A 20,341-nucleotide genomic window follows, 5' to 3' on the forward strand; every position below is an offset into this window, starting at 1 on the left:
CGCGAACGCCGCGCGCCCTGCACCCGCCCCACGCGATGAAGCATGCGTAGAAATTCGCCCGCCGTGCCATTCAGGTGCGGCGGGCGCTTGTATACCTAGGTAACCTGCCTATAATGATGCAAGTCAAAACGCACGCGCCGGCAAGCGCAATGCACACCGCACGGCGCCAAGCAGCACTTGCACAAGGCATCCGAGAGGAGAAAACATACCCATGAAGGCACTCTACAATGACGGTTCGGTGGCCGAGCTCCCGCAGGACGAGGTCACGCACGTCATCCGCCACTCCGCCGCGCATATCATGGCGCAGGCCATCAAGCGCCTGTACCCCCAGGCCGATTTTGCCTACGGCCCCGCGACCGACAACGGCTTTTACTACGACGTCGACCTGCCCGAGGGCGTCAAGATCAGCGAGGACGACTTCCCCGCGATCGAGGCCGAGATGAAAAAGATCGTCAAGGAGAACCTCAAGTTCTCCGTGTACGAGAAGTCCCGTGCCGAGGCCATCGCCCTTATGGAGGAGCGCGGCGAGAAGTACAAGGTCGAGCACATCGGCGATCTGGACGACGACGCCCGCATCACCTTCTACCAGCAGGGCGACTACATCGACATGTGCGTCGGCCCTCACATCTGCTACACCAAGGCCCTCAAGGCCTTTAAGCTTACCGGCGTCTCGGGCGCCTACTGGAAGGGCGACAAGGACAACAAGATGCTCACCCGCATCAACGGCGTCGCCTTTGCCACCAAGGAAGAGCTCGACGAGCACATGCGCATGCTGGAGGAGGCCAAGAAGCGCGACCACCGCAAGATCGGCCGCGAGATGGACCTCTTTATGATGCGCGACGAGGCCCCCGGCTTCCCGTTCTTCCTGCCCAACGGCATGATCCTTAAGAACACGCTGCTGGACTACTGGCGCGAGATCCACCACAAGGCCGGCTACGTGGAGATCTCCACGCCGCTCATCATGAACAAGCAGCTGTGGAAGACCTCGGGCCATTGGGACCACTACAAGGACAACATGTACTCCACCGTCATCGACGACGAAGAGTACTGCATTAAGCCCATGAACTGCCCGGGCGGTGTGCTGGTGTACGCCTCCAAGCCGCACTCCTACCGCGAGCTGCCCATCCGCGCCGGCGAGATTGGCCTGGTGCACCGCCACGAGCTGCGCGGAGCCCTGCACGGCCTGTTCCGCGTGCGCTGCTTTAACCAGGACGACGCCCACCTGTTTGTGCGCCCCGACCAGCTGACCGACGAGATTGTGGGCGTGGTCAACCTTATCGACTCCGTATACCAGAAGTTTGGCTTTAAGTATCACGTTGAGCTTTCCACCCGCCCCGAGGACTCCATGGGTTCTGACGAGGACTGGGCACGAGCCGAAGAGGGCCTGCGCACCGCTCTGGAGCAGCTGCACATGGACTACGAGGTCAACGAGGGCGACGGCGCCTTCTACGGCCCCAAGATCGACTTCCACCTGGAGGACTCGCTCGGCCGTACCTGGCAGTGCGGTACCGTGCAGCTCGACTTCCAGATGCCGCTCAACTTTGATCTGGAGTACGTGGACGCCGACGGCACCAAGAAGCGCCCCATTATGCTGCACCGCGTGTGCTTTGGCTCCATCGAGCGCTTTATTGGCATTCTGATCGAGCACTTTGCGGGCAAGTTCCCCACCTGGCTGGCTCCCGTGCAGGTCAAGGCGCTTCCGGTCTCCGAGAAGAGCCGCGACTACGCCCACGAGGTGTGCGCCAAGCTTGAGGAGGCCGGCATTCGCGTGGTCTGCGACGACCGCGACGAGAAGATCGGCTACAAGATCCGCGAGGCCCGCAGCATCGACCGCGTGCCCTATATGCTCATCCTGGGCGAGAAGGAGGTCGAGGCCGGCAACATCTCCGTCCGCGATCGCTCCAACGAGACCGTTCAGATGAGTGTTGACGAGTTTGTGGCCAAGGTGACCGAGGAGATTAAGACTCGCGCCTAAGGCAAACTACACAACAACTAAAGGCGACCGTGCACAAAGGGCGGTCGCCTTTTTTAATGCCCAAACGAGAAAAAGCCGCTGATACAGCGGCTTTTTTTGTTGCACAAAAAGGTACAGGTTTTTGTATCTTTCGATACAGGCCATTATACGAGCAATTTATTAACGTTTGCGCAGATTACGCAAAATGTACTGCCGGTAGACACATCTCCATACGCCTCTACAGAAACCTGTACTTTTGCGACTGCGCCTAGCTGCGAGCGAGAAGCCTGTTCTAAACGCCCCTGCATTTGCGTGCATCGCAAAGCAAGAGAAGGGGGCGAGAGATGGAACAGACGGCACGGCGCCAAGAGCAGCTGCCGGGCGCATTTAACGGCGCCACCACCAATAGCCAGCACGGCCGCGTCCGCTGGTATCTGGTCCACACCCCCAACGGTAAAGAGCGCGAGACCTGCGAAAAGGTCCGCCGCATTATCCCGCACGAGTTGATGCAGGACGCTTTTGTGATGCAAAAGGAGTTCTGGTTTAAGCGGGACGGCGCTTGGTCGCTCCAAACCAAACCTATGTACAAGGAATACTTCTTCGTCGCCACGCGCGATGCCGCCGCGCTCGATAGGGCTTTGGCCCAGTTGAGCTTTGGCTGTCGCATCGCCGGCAGTAGGGAGCGGGCGTACATGCCCATGCCGGACGATGCGCAGGACTGGTACCGCAGCGTACTGGACGACGACGGCGTGGTGCGCAACAGCGTAGCCCGCATAGAAGACGGTGTGCTGCACATAGAGCAGGGGCCCTTGGTAGGGCAAGAAGCCCGGGTTAAGAAGATCGACCGTCATAAGCGCTGGTGCCTGGTAGACGTGGGCGAAGGCGACTCCGCTTTTAGGGAGCTGCTTCCGTTAGACGTGCCCAGTAAGACGTAAGGGGACGTCGCACTGGCAATTCATTCGCAATTTGAATTCATCGATTGGGGGATCCCTGGGGGCAGGGACGTGGATTTGAACTTGACTAGTAAAGAAGTGACAGGGCAAAACGCGCCGGTGGGGGCTGCGCTTGTTGCCCAGGCAATGAGCGGCGGTGACGCGAGCATGCGCTACAAGGCCATGCAGGCCGTGAAGGACTGGGACCGCACGCACCTGGCCTACCGCACCGTCAAGCGCGCCTTCGACATCGTGTTCAGCGGCTGCGTGCTGGTAGTCATCGCCATACCCAGCCTGGTGCTGGCCGCGGCCATCCGCCTGGAGAGCGAGGGCAACCCGTTCTACAGCCAGATCCGCGTGGGCCAGACCCACCGCGACGGCAGCCTGTCCACCTTCCGCATGTGGAAGTTCCGCAGCATGTACAAAGACGCCGACGAGCGCCTCGCCGAGCTCAAGGAGCAGAACGAGATCGCCGGCGCCATGTTCAAGATGAAGGAAGACCCGCGCGTCACCAAGATCGGCAAGTTCATCCGCAAGCACTCCATCGACGAGTTCCCGCAGTTCCTGAACGTGTTCCTGGGCCAGATGTCGGTCGTGGGCCCGCGCCCGCCTCTGCCCAACGAGGTTGCGGAGTACACCGAGTACGACCTGCAGCGCCTGGCCGTGAAGCCCGGGATCACCGGCTGGTGGCAGGTTACCGATCGAAACTCAACTGGTTTTGATGGCATGGTGCAGCGCGATCTTGAGTACATCGTTAATCGAGGCATTTTGACCGACCTCAAGATTATTGTCTTGACGGTTATTGAGGTCATCACCGGCAAGGGTGCGTGCTAGATGCGCATCGCGATGATCGGACATAAGAGATACGGCTCCCGCGAGGGTGGCGTGGAGGTCGTCGTGACCGAGCTCGCCCGCCGCATGGCGGCGCTCGGCCACGAGGTCACCTGTTATGACCGTTCCGGTGCGGACGTCATGACCGGCGACGCCGCGGACTGCCACGAGCGCACCGTCGACGGCGTGCGCGTCGTCCCCGTGAGGACGATAGACAAGAAGGGGCTCGCCGCGCTGAGCTCCTCGTACTTCGCCACCCTGGCGGCCATCAAGAACAGGCCCGACGTGATCCACTACCACGCCGAGGGTCCCTGCGTGCCACTGCCTCTGGTCAGGCACGCCGGCATCCGCACCGTCGCCACCATCCACGGCCTGGACTGGCAGCGCGCCAAGTGGGGGAAGCTCGCCAGCACGTACATCAAGATGGGGGAGAGGGCGGCCGCCACCAAGGCCGACGGCCTCGTCGTCCTGTCCAAATCGGCCCAGTTCTATTTTCAGGACGCCTACGGCCGCACGGCGACGTTCATCCCCAACGGTATCGAGGTAAAACAGCCGAGACCGGTCAATCAGATAAAGGAGGAGTGGGGGCTCGACGAGGGCTCCTACCTGCTGTACCTGGGCCGGCTCGTTCCCGAGAAGCGCCCCGAGCTCCTGATCGATGCCTTCAAGGGACTTGATACAGATAAGAAACTTGTCATCGCCGGCGGCGGTTCGGACACCTCCGAGTACGAGGTGTCCCTTCGCGAGGCCGCGCAGGGCGACCCCCGCATCCTCTTCACCGGCTTCGTGAACGGCGAGCCCCTGGAGGAGCTTTACTCCAACTGCTACGCCTACGTACTGCCGTCCGATGTCGAGGGCATGCCCATGAGCCTGCTGGAGGCGATGGCATATGGCTGCTGCTGCGTGACGAGCGACATCCCCGAGTGCGCGGACGTCCTCGCCGGCAACGGCGTGACGTTCGAGAAGGGCAGTGCCGATTCCCTGCGGGCCACGCTGCAAGGCCTGCTCGCTGACAGTGTCCGCGGGAGAGTCCTCGGCGGCGCCGCCAAGGCACACGTCGAGAAATCCTACAACTGGGACTCCGTCGTCGAGCGGACCCTCGAATTGTATTCAGCTTGATTTTGAAAGGTTAAATAGATGGTCGAAAAGAAACTCAACGGTACCGTCATCGTCACCTACCGCTGCAACGCGCGCTGCACCATGTGCAACCGCTACAAGGCTCCCAGCCGTCCGGAGGAGGAGCTCTCCCTCGACGTGATCAAGAAGCTCCCACGTATGTACTTCACCAACATCACCGGTGGTGAGCCCTTTATCAGGACCGACCTTGCAGATATCGTGCGCGAGCTGTACAAGAAGTCCGACCGTATCGTCATTTCCACCAATGGCTTCTTTACGGATCGCATCATCGCTCTTGCCGAGGAATTCCCCCAGGTGGGAATTCGCATCTCCATCGAGGGCTTGCAGCAGACCAACGATGAGATCCGTGGTCTCCAGGATGGCTTCAACCGCGGCTACGAGACGCTCAAGAAGCTTGTGGAAATGAAGCACCCGGACGTGGGCTTTGGCATGACGGTGCAGGATCGCAACGCTGCGGACTTGGTGCAGCTGTACAAGCTTTCCGACGAGCTCGGCATGGAGTTCGCCACCGCCAGCCTGCACAACAGCTTCTACTTTGTCGAGGCGAAGAACATCATCAAGGACCGTCCCATGGTGGCCCAGAACTTCGAGGACCTGGTAAACGAGCTCCTCAAGTCCAACGAGCCCAAGAAGTGGTTCCGCGCGTACTTCAACATGGGCCTCATCAACTACATCTATGGGCAGAAGCGCCTGCTCCCGTGCGATATGGCGTTCGACACGTTCTTCATCGACCCCTACGGCGACGTAATGCCCTGCAACGGCACCAAGGAGAAGCTCGTTATGGGCAACCTTAACGACGAGTCCTGGGATGAGCTGTGGGGGAGCGCCCAGGCCGAGAAGGTACGCGGCTGCGTGCGCCACTGCGACCGCAACTGCTGGATGATCGGCTCCGTGTCTCCGGCCATGCACAAGTACATCTGGAAACCCGCGTCGTGGGTGCTGGCGCACAAGCTCAAGCCCGGCAAGAAGTTCGACATGCACGAGCTCCCCATCGTGCGCGACTACGAGTCGGGCAAGGTGACGAAGGAGGAGCTGGACGCTCTTTCCACCTGCGACATGCACGCCGCGATCAACGACGGCCTCTCCGACGCGAGCCGAGCCGACGCCCACGTGTACGAGACCGAGGAGGCGCTGTAGGTGGCCCCGCTCGACCTCATATGCATGGGGCTCGTCCTGGCGCTCATCGCGGCGGTGGGCGTCGGAGGCGCTCGGCGCCATCCTGCTAGGGAGGATTTCTTCAGCAAGGAGGAGTCCAACGCCCTTCGTGGCTTCTGGTGCCTCGTCATCATCCTTGTGCATGTTCCTGTCGCTTATCAGAACCCGATTCAAGACGCGGTGGGCAGCTTCGCCTACATCGGGGTCACCTTCTTCTTCATGACCTCGGCTTATGGGCTTTCGCTCGGCCTTGCGTCGAGAGGGGTCCGGGCGCTGGACGGCTTCTGGATCAGGAGGCTTCCGAAGATTCTCGTCCCGTGTCTGCTCGTCAATGTGCTGAAGCTTGTGGAGAGCTATGCCTTCGGGAGTCCGGATTCGATTCTCACCCTGCTCAGGGTCGATAACTGGGTCGTCTGGCTGCTGCTCTGCTACCTTGCCTTCTGGGCGACCAACAAGTTCCTTCCTGTCGACAAAGCTCGCAAGGACCTCCTTACCGTCGGTTGCGTGGCACTTTTGAGCGTCGTTGGCTATGTCGCTGGGGATTTGAGCCCGATTTACCGTTGGCCGACGGAGATATGGGGGTTTGCGTGGGGCATCTTGCTCTCGCGGAACAAGGATCACCTTTGCGATGCCCTTCGTTGCAGGCCTGTTGCCAGTCTCGCGTTGACAACAGCGGCTTCTGTCCTTATCGGGTTCCTTTATCTCAAGTGCAAGGGCGTGCCTTTCTTCGGCGACTACCTGCTCAAGATTCTGCTCGGCATGGCGCTCGTCATGCTCATGCTGGTCGTTGACTCCCTGCTTTCGCTGGGAAGCAGGTTGAACGCCATCCTTGGGTCGATCTCTTACGAGGTTTACCTCGTGCACGGGACGGTATTCTCCCTCGTTTCCGAAATTGCAGGGGGGGCTTTCGTCGGGGCCATTCATCGCGTTCTCGGTCGCGGGAACCGTTCTGGTCGCATGGGTTCTTCACGCGATTGGGGGCTTTGCTTTGTCCCTTGTTCGCCTTCCATCTGACGGAGCGCGGCACAGGGAGGAGTGAGCTGTTGTTGGCTTCTATTTGTTTGTATAGCGTCCCATGTGGGGACTCGTTCGCGATTGGTGGTGTTCTTTAGCGATGCCGGTGTTTTCCGTTGTGATACCCGTATACAACGTCGAGCCGTGGCTCCCACGCTGCGTGGAGAGCGTTCTTGGCCAGGGCTTTAGCGATTTCGAGGTGGTGCTGGTCGATGACGGGTCCTCCGATGGCAGTCCCGCGTTGTGTGAGAGCTACGCATCGACGGACGCCCGGGTCAAGGTCGTCCACAAGCCGAACGGCGGTCTCTGTAGCGCTCGCAATGCCGGTCTCGCCATTGCAGCGGGAGATTACATCGTCCCGGTAGATTCCGATGACTGGATGGTCGAGGACGCCCTCGAGACGCTTTGGTCACGGGCGATTGAGCCTTACAAACCAGATGCCGTCATCTTCAATGCGACTATGGTCTATCCCGATCGCGAGGAACCTGTGCCCTGCTATGCTGCGAGCGGGTTTTACGATAGTGCGCGCCTGCGCGGAGAGATTCTGCCGTATATGATTTGGGACAAAAGGCTGCCTTTCTGCCGGGGCATCTTCAACCCGATGGCCTGCAACAAGGTCTACAGACGTGAGATTCTGCTTAAGCATCACTGCGAGGACGAGCGCATTAGGATGGGCGAGGACAACGCCTACGTCTTCGAGGCGCTTTATCACTCCACGTCTCTAGTCGTTCTAGAAGACGCTCTCTACTGCTACTTCAAGGGCAACGAGTCCTCGATAAGCACGGCCTACGACCCGACGAGGTTCGAGAACAACAGGCTTCTCATCGACTACCTCGTGTCGAGGCTCGGCAGTAAGGAGGAGTGGCTCGACGACCAGCTGAACGCATTTAAGGCATACTGGCTTTTCATGGCTATATTCCATGAAGCTAGGGCGAATCGCGGTTTCGTCTCATCCTGCAGACACTTGAAGGAGGGCATTGAGAAGACGAACGCCACGGGAGGCATAGATATAGAGAAGTTGCCGAGGTCTGCTCGGGCGTTCCTCACGTTGATCCGCAGCCGGTGCTACCCCGCTATCCTTGCCGCTGCCAAGGTGGGCTCCGCCCTTAAGGACCGGCGGTGAGCTGCATGGAGCTCAGTATCGTTATACCTGCCTACAATGCGGCAGTCTCCCTCCCTAGGGCACTCGACTCGCTCGTGGACGTACGCTTCCTTGGGCGCTACGAGATATTAGTCGTCGACGATGGCTCGACGGACAACACTGCGGAGGTTTGCGACAACTGGTGCCGCCTGCACCCGGGCATTGCATGTTGCATTCGTCAGGGCAACGGGGGCGTGAGCTCTGCCAGGAATCTCGGCATTGCTGCCGCGAACGGCGACTACATCGCTTTCGTTGACGCCGACGACTATGCTGCGCCAGGCTATCTCGGCATGGCGTTCGACGCTAAGCGGGGCGGCGAGGACTACATCACGTTTGATTACGTTCGAGAGAGCGATGGCTCTCAGAGGGTCGTGAAACCGCAGCTCTCTCCCTCGGATATCGGGCGTGCGAGAGCTCTCGCCCTAACGTGCACGGCGAATTCCCCTTGGTCAAGGCTTTACAAGAAAGCCTTGAGCAAGGGAGTTCTGTTTCCCCTTGGTCAAGGTCTCGGGGAGGACCTTTGCTTCAACCTTGCCTTCCTCGAGAAGGCTCGTACGGCTGCATATTCTCCCCAAACCGCCTACGTGTATGTGGCCAACGAGGGCAGCAGGACGGAGCGGCCCCCCAGCGCATCCGATGCCGAGGATTATGGGAAGATGTACGCGGCCCTGATGGGCTTTTGCGATGCGTGCGGTCTCGGCGAGGCTGAGAGGAATGAAGCGCGCCTTTCGATGGCTCGGATTTTGGCGAACTACGCCGGGCGGCTCAAGAGGCGCGGGGTGCTTTCGACCGAGATTTCGGCTGTGCTCGAATCAATCGAAGGCCTCGACAGCATACGGGGGGCTGTGGCGCGAGATTGTAAGGATAGAGCCAGGCTGGCGATGCTTCGCAGGGGCGCATACTCGCTTGCCGCGCTGTTTTTAAGGGGGTGCTAAATGGTCATTGCGGCTAGCGATGAGCAACGCCTCGCAGCGCGGGGAGTCTCTGGATATGGCGGAGTACGGCGGGATCGCGTGCGCGGGGGCTACGTGAGCCTTGCGTCTGCCAGGCTGTCCGTGGTCTGTTTTTCCGTCCTGTGGCCCATAGTGCTCTTGTCTAGGGGGCTTGTTCTCAGCACGTTAATAGAATCATCGGCAGCGACCATTCTGGTCCAGCTTGCCTACATCGGGCTTCTCGGCGCTGTTCTTGCCATCGATTTGATCTTGGGAAGGGTAAGATGCTTAGGAGACGGGTTTGCCTGCTTCGCGCTAATGGCTTTACATACCGTGCTCTTCTGCCTCGTGCTGACCAACCCAATGATGCCTTCCGAGTACTCCTTGACTCAGTCGGCCCTTCTATTCGTCTTGGTGATAGGTCTCACCGCCTATTTCATCAGGACCAGAGAAATATTCGACCTCTTTGTCCGGCTCTCGTTTTACACAATCGGCGGATTGCTGGCGTTTTGCCTCTTGACGCACCTTGGGGATTTGAACCTGTGTGGTGTTATGAACATTATGAGCTCGTCGGACAGGATGCGCTCTGTGTTCGGGTTCGGCCAACCCAACTCGCTGGGCGGAGCCTGCTTTGGTTGCCTCGTCTTGTACTCTCTGCTGCCGAGACGCCGCGCGCAGCTCGCGCGATGGGCTTCTTTCGTAATCGCGGCGATCGCCCTTGCGATGCTGCTCTGTCAGTGCGAGAGGGCAATTCATTCAAAGTGGTTGATTCTTGGATTGAGAAAGCCGGGGTTCAAGAATTATTAACTGATTTCAGGCCGTGCTCAATAAAAGATTTACTTCGCTATTTGATTTTACGTTTTAGATGGTACGCACTTGCAAGGTTGTTTTTAAGGGGGGGGGAATAGTGGGTTACGGACGGGCCATTTCATCAAAAAAAATCGATACATTGGTGTTCTATTTATTATTTGCGGCCGTATATACAACTAGAGTGCTTGTTATTGCTCAGGTTATTGATTCATCTGCTTTAACTATTTTGATTCAGGCTGTTTACCTTGCATTTGTCGGAACACTCTGGCTCTTGGAACTAACTAAAGGGATATATAGACCTACTGCTTTTTCTGGCTTTTTTGTATTGCTTGCATCACACATTGTGCTGTTTTGTTATGTCTTTACCAATCCAAGAATGCCTGGGAGTTTAGGTATAGGCCAAGCTATGGTCCTCTTCTTTCTTGTGGTTGTTTTTACTGCCTGGTATGTCAGGGATAGAAATATCCAACGGGGTTTCTGCGCTCTTTGCTTTCATTTATTAGGCATTATTTTGACTGTCCAGCTGTTTACACATTTTGGTGACGTTAATTTAAGTGGACTGTCATCTCTTTTTAGTGCCGACCAACGAGTTCGTACGGTATTTGGGTTTGGCCATCCAAATACACTCGGAGGAATGTGTGTCGCTTTATTCATGATGTTTATATTTATGAATGTGTGTGAGGAACGACGCGGCCAAGGTTGGTTCATCATTTCCATAGATTTTGGATTATTGGCTGTGGCCCTGCTGATGTTGCTCTGCAGCGCTTCCCGTAGTTCATTGATTGGCTTAGCTCTGCTTATTGCGTTCTATTGTTCAGGACGCCTTAAAACCGGTGGCAAGTATTCTAGGCTCGCCTACCGTGTTTCACGGTTGGTGCTTTTGATGGCTATTGCGTACGCTATTTCGAGCGTTCTTGGCTCGATGTCACTTGATAGTGCCATTGTTCAATCGAATCGATTAACTTTGTTGGACCATGCGTTGCCTGAGTTATTTAGAAGTGGTCGTTTAATGGTTGGACTTGGCTATGTCTCCAACAGCTCCTATGGAATGGGTCTTACTCCTTATAACACGTTATGGTTGGATAATAGCTACGTTTATTATCTAGTTGCCACAGGCGTTATTGGGTTCGTATTGATATTGGGATCCGTGTTTTGCCTGTCTTATGGTTGCCTTAAATCAGTCGAGGGGTCGAATCTTCAGGCTTGCGTCCAAGCCTCTCTGATTTCTTACCTATTTATGGCCTTTTTTGAAGTCGTATTACTTGTTGGTAACCCATTGAATTATTTCCTTCTTCCTTTTCTGCTGTCTCTTATTTGCACCAATTCAGATAAATGACTATTTTTCTCTAATTTATTTAGATTAGTTTCTCCCAGTTGTAAGGAGCTATTTCTTGATTGAAGTCAAAGCGTTAATTAAAAAAATAATTAATTGTTTGCTATCCGGACCTCTATATCAAATAATCCGTTCCTTTGCATTGTCAAATGAGGTGCCATACAACGGTGATCGCGCATTGCTGGATTCGGCTTCACCACGGCCTAGGCATATGCTTCAGCCGGTCTTTATGAACGATGAGGTTTCGTTTGATATTTCAGTTATTATTCCTGTCTATAACGTTGAAAAGTATCTAAAGGATTGCTTAGATTCGGTTGTATCCCAAAGCGTCGACGGGACTTATGAGGTCATCATCGTTAATGATGGTTCTACTGATAATTCTGGGGCCATCGCTCATTTATATGACCGAGTTTCGAATGTACGAGTCGTTAATCAAGCTAATGCGGGGCTATCCGCTGCGCGCAACGCCGGTCTCCGGATATCCAAGGGCAAATATATTATGTTCCTCGATTCTGACGATACGATTGCCCCGGGCTATCTATGCGCTATGAAAAGTCGACTAGATCGAACTTCTGCTGATTATGTTACCTCAACATTTAGATACATGTCTGATGGCGGCATGTTGGGTGAACAGGAGAAGGATAGGGCATCTTGGATGGCTCCCTGGGGACGACTTTATCGTCGTTGCATTTGGGATGGTCTTTGTTTTCCGGTTGGAGCTTGGTATGAAGACCTTGTGCAACCAATCTGTATTGAGCCGAAGTATAAGGAGCTAAAATGCTACGACTTGGACGGATATAATTACCGTATTCGGCCTGGCTCCATCATGCAGTCTACTCCCACAAGCGTTAAAGGCCTTGATTCTTTTTGGGTGCTTGATGAGTTGATTGGCTGGCGTTCTGAACTCGATATTGCATATTCTGAAGTTGATTATGATCACCTTCTTCCATTATTCGGCCCTCTTTTGCTGGGTAGGACTGTAGCCCTCGACAATGAGCAGAGGCGTGCTTTGTTCGAATGCTGCTGTTCGACTTTTTGCTCAATTGAAGAGTTTAAATCCATGAAGACACGGCTGCCGGATTGTTGGGGCGATATTGAGCTTGCGCTTCGCACCTCGAACTACCGTTTGTATCTATTGGCTGCTACCGCTCTTGCCTCTGGCGGTAATGTTGGGCTTGCTTTTTCAGATGCCCTTCACTTTTATCTGAACAGGACTAAATAGAGAATGTTAATTGGAACCATCACTTTTCACGGAGCGCTTAATTTTGGCTCTGCGCTGCAGGCTTATGCACTTCAGAGCGTTTTGACTCTCATGGGGCATGAGGTGAGGATCATTGATTATCGAGCTCGAGATTACGAGCAGTATCGTTTGCTGCAGCTGCGTCATCCTAAAACTACATTGAGAGTTCTATGCCGGTTGAGTCGCTTCTCTTCTAGAAAAGCTTCATTTAAACGATTTGCAAATAGTTTTTACAACTTGACTTCTGAATCCGTGTCTTGGAAAAACGAAACTTCTTTATCTGAAATGGTTGATAAGTTTGATTGCTTTATCTGTGGCAGTGATCAGATTTGGAATCTCGATTGTACTGTCGGAGTGGTCGAGCCATATTTTCTATCTTTTGCGGGAAACAAGCGTCGCGTAGCCTATGCGCCCAGTTTGGCCCATACGTCCTTTAAGCCGGAGAACTTTGATAAGGAGCTTGTTGCCAGACTTCTTTCTAAATTCGATTATCTGTCCGTCCGTGAAGAGGAGACGATTCCGCTCTTTCAGCCGCTTGTCGATAAACCCATTGATGTAGTTCTTGACCCTACGCTTCTTCTGAATGCTGCTGATTACGCTGGGATGACGTCGAAGATGCTTCTTCAAGGCGAGTATATCTTCATGTATTTGCTGCGTGAGTGTCCTGAGCTCATCGAGAGCACCGCAGCGACGGCAGAGACGACAGGCATGAAGGTCGCTTATATTTCTGAGAAAGATCTGGACATCCCAAATTCAGTTAACCTATTTGGCATTGGTCCTGAGGAGTTCGTCTCGCTTATTGCGCACGCAAGCCTTATTCTTACCAACTCCTTTCATGCAACCGTATTCTCAGTTCTCTTTCATAGGCCCTTCCGCGTATATGCGACAGATAAGTCTGGTGCGCGTATGCGCGACTTGCTGAGTAATATCGGGCTGTCTGACCGTTGCGTCGATGTTATGTGCGCCGACGATATTGCCCCTTGTGACTGGAGTGACGTGGACTCTCGCCTGGATTCTCTGCGGGAGCATTCCTGGGCTTATCTTAGAAAGGCGCTTTCGTAATGGGGGAGACGCGTCGACTTATTAAGAACACTGGCATTATTGCGGTGGGCGGAATGGCAACCAAGCTTGTTTCGTTTCTTCTGCTGCCGCTCTATACTTCAGTTCTTTCCACTGGCGACTATGGTACCGTCGACTATATCAACACTATCGCCCTGTTTTGCGTTCCCGCCGTTTCTCTGCTTATGGACGAAGCACTCTTCCGGTTCCTCATCGACTGTCGCACCGATGGGGATCGGTCTAAGGCCGTGACCGCGTCTTGCGCTGTTCTTCTTGCTGGCTGCGCGTGCTTTGCGGTCTTGGCGATTCTGGCCTGGTTGCTATTTAGGCCAGAAAATCTTGGCTGGGTCGTGGGGCTTGTTATTGCTGGTGCGCTTCTGCAGATGGCTTCGGCGGTCCTACGTGGTTTCGGTGATACCGTGGGATATTCCGTCATGAACTTCACTGCGAGCGCTCTTACCATCGTGTTAAACGTTCTGTTTATCGCCGTGTTGCGCTGGGGCGTGGTGGGCATGCTTTCTGCCACGGTCATTGCGCAGGGCGGTGTTGCCCTCACGTTCATGGTCATGCGGAAGCTCTGGCGCTATATCGATCCGTCGGCTTTCTCCATTTCCTATGCTCGAGACCTCCTGCGGTATTCCTTTCCGCTCATTCCCAACAAGGTTTCCTGGACTATTAATAACCTGCTGGACAGGCTCATTATCATGAACACGCTCGGGGCTTCCGCTGCCGGCGTGTACGCCGTTTCTTACAAGTTCCCCGGTGTCATGGACCAGGTGTATGGCTTCTTCTACCAGTCCTGGAAGGAGAGCTCGGCGCGCGCCCTCAACTCCGATGAGGACGAGTCGGCTTTCTATAACTCTGTGTATCGTGCGCTCAGGCGTTTCATGATGAGCGTCGTTCTGCTTATGTCTGCGCTTATGCCCCTCGTGTACGGCGTCCTGATTAAGGGTTCATTCGGTGAGGGCCTGCTGTATGTGCCGATATTGCTCCTGGCGACGTACTTCAGCAACATTTCTGGCTTTTACGGTGGCATCTTTACCGCACATAAGGAGACCGGAATTATGGGTACCACCACTGCTGTGTCTGCGGTCCTTTGCGCCGTTCTGTGTGTCGTGCTGATTCCGCACTTCGGCCTTTATGGCGCATCTGTTGCAACGCTCTTGGCGATGATTGTGGTGAATGAGTACCGTAGAATTAAGGTCGCTAAGTTTACGAAGCTTGCCGAAGATCGTACGGAACAAGTTATGACTTTAGTTTCAATTATCGGCGTGTTCGTTTTCTATTATCTGTCCGCCTACGGTGCGGGCATCTTAAGCTCGATTGCTTGCCTGGCAATTGCGCTGGCTTTTTCCGTTTATATGAATGCCGATATTCTGCGTAAGCTTGTTTCAGCTCGCAAATAGGGGGATAACTGCATGTCTACCGTGAAAAGGGGCGAAGTTCCCACACTGTTTGAGTCGCCATCGCATTGCTGCGGATGCGGGGCATGTGCCGCCGGCTGCCCGAAAGGCGCCATCACCATGTCCGAGGGGAAGGATGGGTTTGTTCTTCCTGTAATTGATAGCGATCTCTGTATTGGCTGTGGCGCGTGCACGAGGGCGTGCGGCCTCAACCGGGGGATAGGCTCTAATTCGGCCGGACCGTTCTTTGCCGCTGTTGGTAGGGGCGATGTCTCGGAGTCCGCCTCCGGCGGAGTTTTCGGTGCCGTTGCGCGTGAGCTTATTTCTTCTGGCGGCGTCGCATATGGTGCTTCCTATGAGCGTGAGGGGAATACGCTTCGAGTGTTGCATAGTCGTGCGGCAAGCGTTGATGAGCTGTCTCTGCTTCTTAACTCAAAATATGTGCAGAGCGATGCCGGAGTTTGCTTTGCCGATGTTAAGGCGGATCTTCGTGAGGGCAGGCAGGTCCTGTTCTGCGGAACGCCCTGCCAAGTCGCTGGCCTTAGGGGTTTCCTCGGACGCGATTATCAGAACCTGACAACCGTTGACCTGGTCTGTCACGGCGTCCCTTCCGGCCGCATGTTCGCGGACTGCGCTGAGGACTATGGCAAACAGCTTGGGTCTCCCGTGGTTGATTTCCGGTTTAGGTGCAAGCGCGAGGGGTGGGGTCACTCCCTTCTTCTTCTTCTTCTTCTTCTTGAGGACGGAAGAGAGCTCACCATTCCTGCGGCAAAATCCCCCTACTACGACATGTTCTTGAACCTCAAGATGCTTCGCGACAGCTGCTATAGGTGCCCCTATGCAGGGAGATTTCGTGCTGGCGATCTTACCATCGGCGATTTCTGGGGCGTCGATGTAAACAGGCCCGATGTTCTGAAGGATGCTGAGAGGTTCAATCAGATGAAGGGCGTCTCCTGCTTGCTGGTGAATAACGACCGCGGCAGGGAGTTTATTGAATCCAGCAACGCACTGGACTTGTACCCTGTCGAATTTGACGATATCGCCAAGGGCAACGACCAGCTCCGCCATCCGAGTGTTCTTCCCAAGGATAGGGGGCTATACATTGACGCTTACGCCAATGGTGGCTGGGACGCCGTGGAGCGTCTCTACAAGAAGCGTGAGCGCGGCGTTGTGTTTTATGCCAAGAAGGCAGTAAGGACTGTTTTGCCTGCATCGGCCGTTCGAACACTTAAAAAGGCACTTGGAAAATAAGCACAGCTATCCATTCTTCAAAAACTGGATGACCTGTCGATTATCCCTTGCGCGTTCTTTAAGTTGTAAATACGCGCAAGGGGCAATGCTATGCTGGCTTTAATTCATGCGATAGTTTTCTCTTTTCGCTCTGAGATGTAGCCTGCGGATACATCCCCAGAGTCCGTTGAATTCAATGCGTTTGCTTTATCCAAGATTACCGATGCAGCGTCTGGAGAAAAGGGCGTCAGCCGGTCTGCAGCGGACAAAATATTCGACTCAATCTCTGATGAACTGCTGACTGGCTCCAGGAGATTCATGTATGGGCGGTCCCATGCCATGCTTCTTGGAGCGCTGCGGAAACACCTTAAAAATGACTGCGTCGCGATGGATCCGTCTGAGCGCTTCGACTATATCGTTAGCATTTTTCCGAGGGCTCCCTGCGGCGTTTCTCCGATTACCTTGATGCAGACATCTCGATGATGACCGCTCACTCCGCTAAGGGGCTCGGGTGGGACACCGTTTTCATTCCGGGCGTTACGCGCGTCGATTGGACTGGAAGGATTTGTTCGCGGTGCGAAAGTGCTGGTATGTGCTCGCGTTCTGCATATGGATGCCGGATCGTTGATGCGATGAATATGCCAGACGGGCTTATTGAGGAAATGGGCCTGCTGTACGTCGGTGTCACTCGCGCCCGCAAAGCGGTATATGTCTCCGCTTCCATGCAGCGCAGGACAAATAACGGGAACTATCAGGTTGCCTGTCCCTCTTGCTTAACGTCTCTTCCGGGTATTGAACCTGTGAGCTGGACGGCCATGGACGGGGAGCGGTGATTTGTGGCGCTATGGAGTGTGTCTGCTATTGGCTCGAGGTCTGGTCGCGGCTCTCGCTGTGGTCTCATGGGGTGTGCCCAAGCTGTTCTTTGACTAGAACGGCTTGGGCACTAGCGTCTTGGTAGGATGCGGTGTTTGTTTAATTAGCCACTGTTGAATATTGCGAAGCAGCACCGCGGCATTGCTGACCATTTGACACCATAGGTTTAGTAAACTGCTATAAAAGCAGTTTGAAGTGGGGGTCTCATGATCCGAGTTCGAAAGTTGAAGTTATCTAATCATCCGGTATTAGGTAATCTAGAGTTGGACTTTACCGACTCATCAAATAAAGCCGTTGATACTGTCATCATCGCTGGAAATAATGGCATTGGTAAAAGCAGCTTAGTCGAGCTGCTCTATCAAATCATGGCACATAAGTATCACGATATGCCATGTTATGTTGATTCAATCGAAGTCGACTTTGACTCCGAAATACGAACATACGAGTTTTATGCCAAGGATATTAAGGGACACGACTACCTCTATGTCAAAGATGGCTTAGGCCTCGATAATTGGGTGGGTTCGGATGAATTTGCAGAGATTTTTCCCACTTCCGCTATCTTTTCTGATGTCGATATTAATTTTAAGTCTGATCAAATAACTAGTGTAACAAGTCGAAATATTGATGAATCTGTTGAGAGTATTCGCTCGTCAAGTGATCTGCCCACTGAAATTAATCAACTTATTATTGATATTCAGGCGCTTGATGATGCTGATGTCGCTAGGGTTGCTAGGAACAATATGGAAACTGGGCTCTCGCGGCTTCAAGTCCCTCAAAGGATGCCTAGGTTCACCAAAGCTTTTGATCTGATGTTTGACGACTTGAATTACGACCGTGTTGATAATCGCAACGGCCATAAAGAAATTCTCTTTAAAAAGAATGGCCATGATGTCCGTGTTGATCAGCTGAGTTCTGGTGAAAAGCAGATTGTCTATCGTGGGTGCTTTATGCTGAAGGACTCGCATGCGCTCAGAGGTTCGTTTGTATTTATTGACGAGCCTGAAATTAGCCTTCATCCTTCATGGCAGGAGAAGATTCTTCACTTTTATAAATCGTTGTTTCAGGACGAAGACGGGAACCAAACTTCTCAAATTTTCTGTGTAACCCACTCGCCCTTTATTATTCATGATGAAAATCGATATAACGACAAAGTAATCGTTCTAGCTAAGAATGAGTCCGGTGAGGTAGTCGCTCAGACAAATCCGGAGTTTTACGGTCCTGGTACGGTTCAAGCGGTGAAGGATGCTTTTTCGGTTTCGTGGTTTGCGAACGAAGCCCCCACTGTTTATCTAGAGGGGCCTACCGATGAGCAGTATTTCAATAAAGCACTTTCTTTTGCCCATATTAACAACCACTTGCGATTTAAATGGATAGGAAAGAAGAGCTCTGATGGATCATGCGAATTCACGGGCGCACCATCGCTTAATAAAGCAGCCGCTTATTTGAATGCAAATCCTCCATCGGTCTTCACTGCTTTCCTGTACGATTGCGATCAAAAGATTAATGAGTGTTTAAGCAACAATGTGTTAATTACGAAAATAGAAACTTACAAATCCAGAAAGCACTTTAAGAAGGGAATTGAAAATGCCCTAGTGCTGGATGACGATTTCGATACGTCGGCTTTTTATCAGGAAAAGCAAACCTTTGGAGATTATGGCGATAAAAAGGTGATCTCCGAATTTCAAAAGCAAGCTTTTTGTGACCACATCTGTTCTTTGCCCGAGGATGAACTCAGGCAGATTTTGACGCACCTAATTGAGACCATTGAGCATATTGATAAGCAAATCACGATTGCTAAAGAGCAGAAACAACTACAGACATTACATCGCGCACCGAACGCTTAATGTAATTCCCGTATGCACCGCATTAGCGATGAATTTAGGGTACTATACCAATAGTGATACAGTCGTCGTGGACTCTAAGTGAGGCGATGACAAAGAAGGGTCGTTGTTCGGAGGCTTCCGGCAACGGCCCTTTGATTTTAGGAGCTTGCTTTGGCAAAGGAATTTAAGACTTTCGCTCAACTTATTGAACTCCTAGAGAGCCGTGGGGTGGCGACTGATGCTTCTACGACAGATTGCCTGAGGCGTGAGAGTTATTATGCGGTCATAAACGGCTACAAAGCTCCGTTTCTTGATAAAAACGCTGCGCAGTCCTCGTCAAGTGATGTTTATAGGGAAGGCACTTCATTTAAGAACATTTACGATTTATTCTTGTTTGACAGGGAGCTTAGGCAACTTACTTTTTCATATCTCGCGAGGGCCGAAGCTGTGCTCAAGAACGCGGTCGTGTATTCGTTTTGCGATCAATATCGTGCTGCTGACGCCTATCTGAATCGGGCTAATTATGTCGATCCTAACGATATGCTTGTGCCCAAGGCATTTCGAGGTGATAAAAGGAAACAGCATTCGAAGAGGCTTGCTGACCTGATAATAATTCTGAATGGCAAGGTGACAGATGAACAGCGCATGCGTCCCTTCGTGAAGCATTATTTAAATAAATACGGTGCAGTGCCCTTGTGGGTTCTTCAGAATGATCTGACATTTGGCAATATCTCACATTTCTATCAGCTTCAAAAACGCGGTGTGCAAAATGCTGCCTGCAAGTTGGTCAGCCAAACGTCAAATAGAAAACAAAGGCTCGAGCCGATAGTGATGCTTCGTGTCATTCAAGTTCTTTCTGGCTTTAGGAATATTTGCGCGCATGACGAGCGGCTCTATTGTGCGGTCGTAAGAGGGGCAAGGTTTTCTGATATGTACTCCCTGCTCTGCCGTGTTCTACCTGACGAAGAGACGAAAGCAATGCTTGATGAATTGGGCAAGCTTGTCGGATCTTATCGTGGGTTAATTGCACAAGATGTTTTATACAGCGTGTTTAAAGAGATGAACATCAGAGTGTAGAGAAAGCTTCAATAACGCCGATGGCAATTGGACCGCCGCATTCATGGTGTTTGTTCTGCTAGGAATAGTGATTCTTGGTGCTGTACATCTCTGCGAGATGATGTAGCATACCGAGCTATCATACAAAAGCTTTACGGGAGCTTTAAGGGTGACGCTTTCGACAAGAGAGTGTTGCCCTTTTTTCATGCGTTTAATGTCTGATATGCTGGCTAGGCGCCATTCCGGCAATGGAATGGCCGAGCATGGGCGGTTTGGCACTTTATGCCTGTTGTCATTGGTGTAGCAAGATCGCGTCGAAAATGTTGGTGTAAGGGTGACACCCTAGCGCTCGTTTAACGAAGAACGGCCTTCGTCCTAGAATCTGAAATCACCACAACAACAGGTTCTAGGAAAGGAC

At 53.3% G+C, this 20,341-nt stretch carries 17 protein-coding genes; all 17 read left to right on the plus strand.

What is annotated here, in order from left to right; all coding sequences use genetic code 11:
- Positions 1-211: 211 nt before the first annotated feature.
- The 17 genes from thrS to ACTNA2_RS04025 all read left to right on the plus strand — a co-directional run bounded on the left by thrS (position 212) and on the right by ACTNA2_RS04025 (position 19,944).
- Positions 212-1,975: a threonine--tRNA ligase gene (gene thrS, locus ACTNA2_RS03945; RefSeq protein ID WP_441016167.1), complete on the plus strand. Its 1,764-nt coding sequence runs from the start codon at positions 212-214 to the stop codon at positions 1,973-1,975.
- 323 nt (positions 1,976-2,298) lie between these two features.
- Positions 2,299-2,889, plus strand: a complete 591-nt coding sequence (locus tag ACTNA2_RS03950) for a hypothetical protein (protein ID WP_441048654.1) — start codon at positions 2,299-2,301, stop codon at positions 2,887-2,889.
- Positions 2,890-2,970: 81 nt separating this feature from the next.
- On the plus strand, positions 2,971-3,720 hold the full coding sequence (locus tag ACTNA2_RS03955) for a sugar transferase (RefSeq protein ID WP_441048655.1): 750 nt from the start codon (positions 2,971-2,973) through the stop codon (positions 3,718-3,720).
- Positions 3,721-4,836, plus strand: a complete 1,116-nt coding sequence (locus tag ACTNA2_RS03960) for a glycosyltransferase family 4 protein (RefSeq protein WP_441048656.1) — start codon at positions 3,721-3,723, stop codon at positions 4,834-4,836.
- A gap of 18 nt (positions 4,837-4,854) precedes the next feature.
- Complete coding sequence (locus ACTNA2_RS03965; protein ID WP_441048657.1) at positions 4,855-5,991, plus strand: radical SAM/SPASM domain-containing protein; 1,137 nt, start codon at positions 4,855-4,857, stop codon at positions 5,989-5,991.
- The gene (locus ACTNA2_RS03970) at positions 5,992-7,023 is read left to right on the plus strand and encodes an acyltransferase family protein (protein ID WP_441048658.1); all 1,032 of its coding nucleotides are present in this window, start codon (positions 5,992-5,994) and stop codon (positions 7,021-7,023) included.
- A gap of 100 nt (positions 7,024-7,123) precedes the next feature.
- Positions 7,124-8,146: a glycosyltransferase family 2 protein gene (locus ACTNA2_RS03975; RefSeq protein WP_441048659.1), complete on the plus strand. Its 1,023-nt coding sequence runs from the start codon at positions 7,124-7,126 to the stop codon at positions 8,144-8,146.
- 5 nt (positions 8,147-8,151) lie between these two features.
- Complete coding sequence (locus ACTNA2_RS03980; RefSeq protein ID WP_441048660.1) at positions 8,152-9,099, plus strand: glycosyltransferase family 2 protein; 948 nt, start codon at positions 8,152-8,154, stop codon at positions 9,097-9,099.
- Complete coding sequence (locus tag ACTNA2_RS03985) at positions 9,100-9,903, plus strand: hypothetical protein (RefSeq protein ID WP_441048661.1); 804 nt, start codon at positions 9,100-9,102, stop codon at positions 9,901-9,903. It abuts the gene before it with no gap.
- A gap of 100 nt (positions 9,904-10,003) precedes the next feature.
- On the plus strand, positions 10,004-11,242 hold the full coding sequence (locus ACTNA2_RS03990) for an O-antigen ligase family protein (protein WP_441048662.1): 1,239 nt from the start codon (positions 10,004-10,006) through the stop codon (positions 11,240-11,242).
- Positions 11,243-11,297: 55 nt separating this feature from the next.
- Positions 11,298-12,461 (plus strand): glycosyltransferase family 2 protein, encoded by a 1,164-nt coding sequence (locus ACTNA2_RS03995; protein WP_441048663.1) that lies wholly within the window; start codon positions 11,298-11,300, stop codon positions 12,459-12,461.
- A gap of 3 nt (positions 12,462-12,464) precedes the next feature.
- On the plus strand, positions 12,465-13,541 hold the full coding sequence (locus tag ACTNA2_RS04000) for a polysaccharide pyruvyl transferase family protein (protein WP_441048664.1): 1,077 nt from the start codon (positions 12,465-12,467) through the stop codon (positions 13,539-13,541).
- The gene (locus tag ACTNA2_RS04005) at positions 13,541-14,944 is read left to right on the plus strand and encodes a lipopolysaccharide biosynthesis protein (protein ID WP_441048665.1); all 1,404 of its coding nucleotides are present in this window, start codon (positions 13,541-13,543) and stop codon (positions 14,942-14,944) included. Before ACTNA2_RS04000 ends, ACTNA2_RS04005 begins: the two co-directional genes overlap by 1 nt.
- Before the next feature lie 12 nt (positions 14,945-14,956).
- Positions 14,957-16,192, plus strand: coding sequence for a Coenzyme F420 hydrogenase/dehydrogenase, beta subunit C-terminal domain (locus ACTNA2_RS04010; protein ID WP_441048666.1), 1,236 nt, complete (start codon positions 14,957-14,959; stop codon positions 16,190-16,192).
- A gap of 419 nt (positions 16,193-16,611) precedes the next feature.
- Positions 16,612-17,004, plus strand: a complete 393-nt coding sequence (locus tag ACTNA2_RS04015) for a 3'-5' exonuclease (RefSeq protein ID WP_441048670.1) — start codon at positions 16,612-16,614, stop codon at positions 17,002-17,004.
- Positions 17,005-17,307: 303 nt separating this feature from the next.
- On the plus strand, positions 17,308-18,888 hold the full coding sequence (locus ACTNA2_RS04020) for an AAA family ATPase (RefSeq protein ID WP_441048667.1): 1,581 nt from the start codon (positions 17,308-17,310) through the stop codon (positions 18,886-18,888).
- Between the two features lie 150 nt (positions 18,889-19,038).
- Complete coding sequence (locus tag ACTNA2_RS04025; protein ID WP_441048668.1) at positions 19,039-19,944, plus strand: Abi family protein; 906 nt, start codon at positions 19,039-19,041, stop codon at positions 19,942-19,944.
- Positions 19,945-20,341: the final 397 nt, after the last annotated feature.

This window comes from Collinsella sp. HCP28S3_E9 (assembly GCF_052065455.1).
Lineage (GTDB): Bacteria > Actinomycetota > Coriobacteriia > Coriobacteriales > Coriobacteriaceae > Collinsella.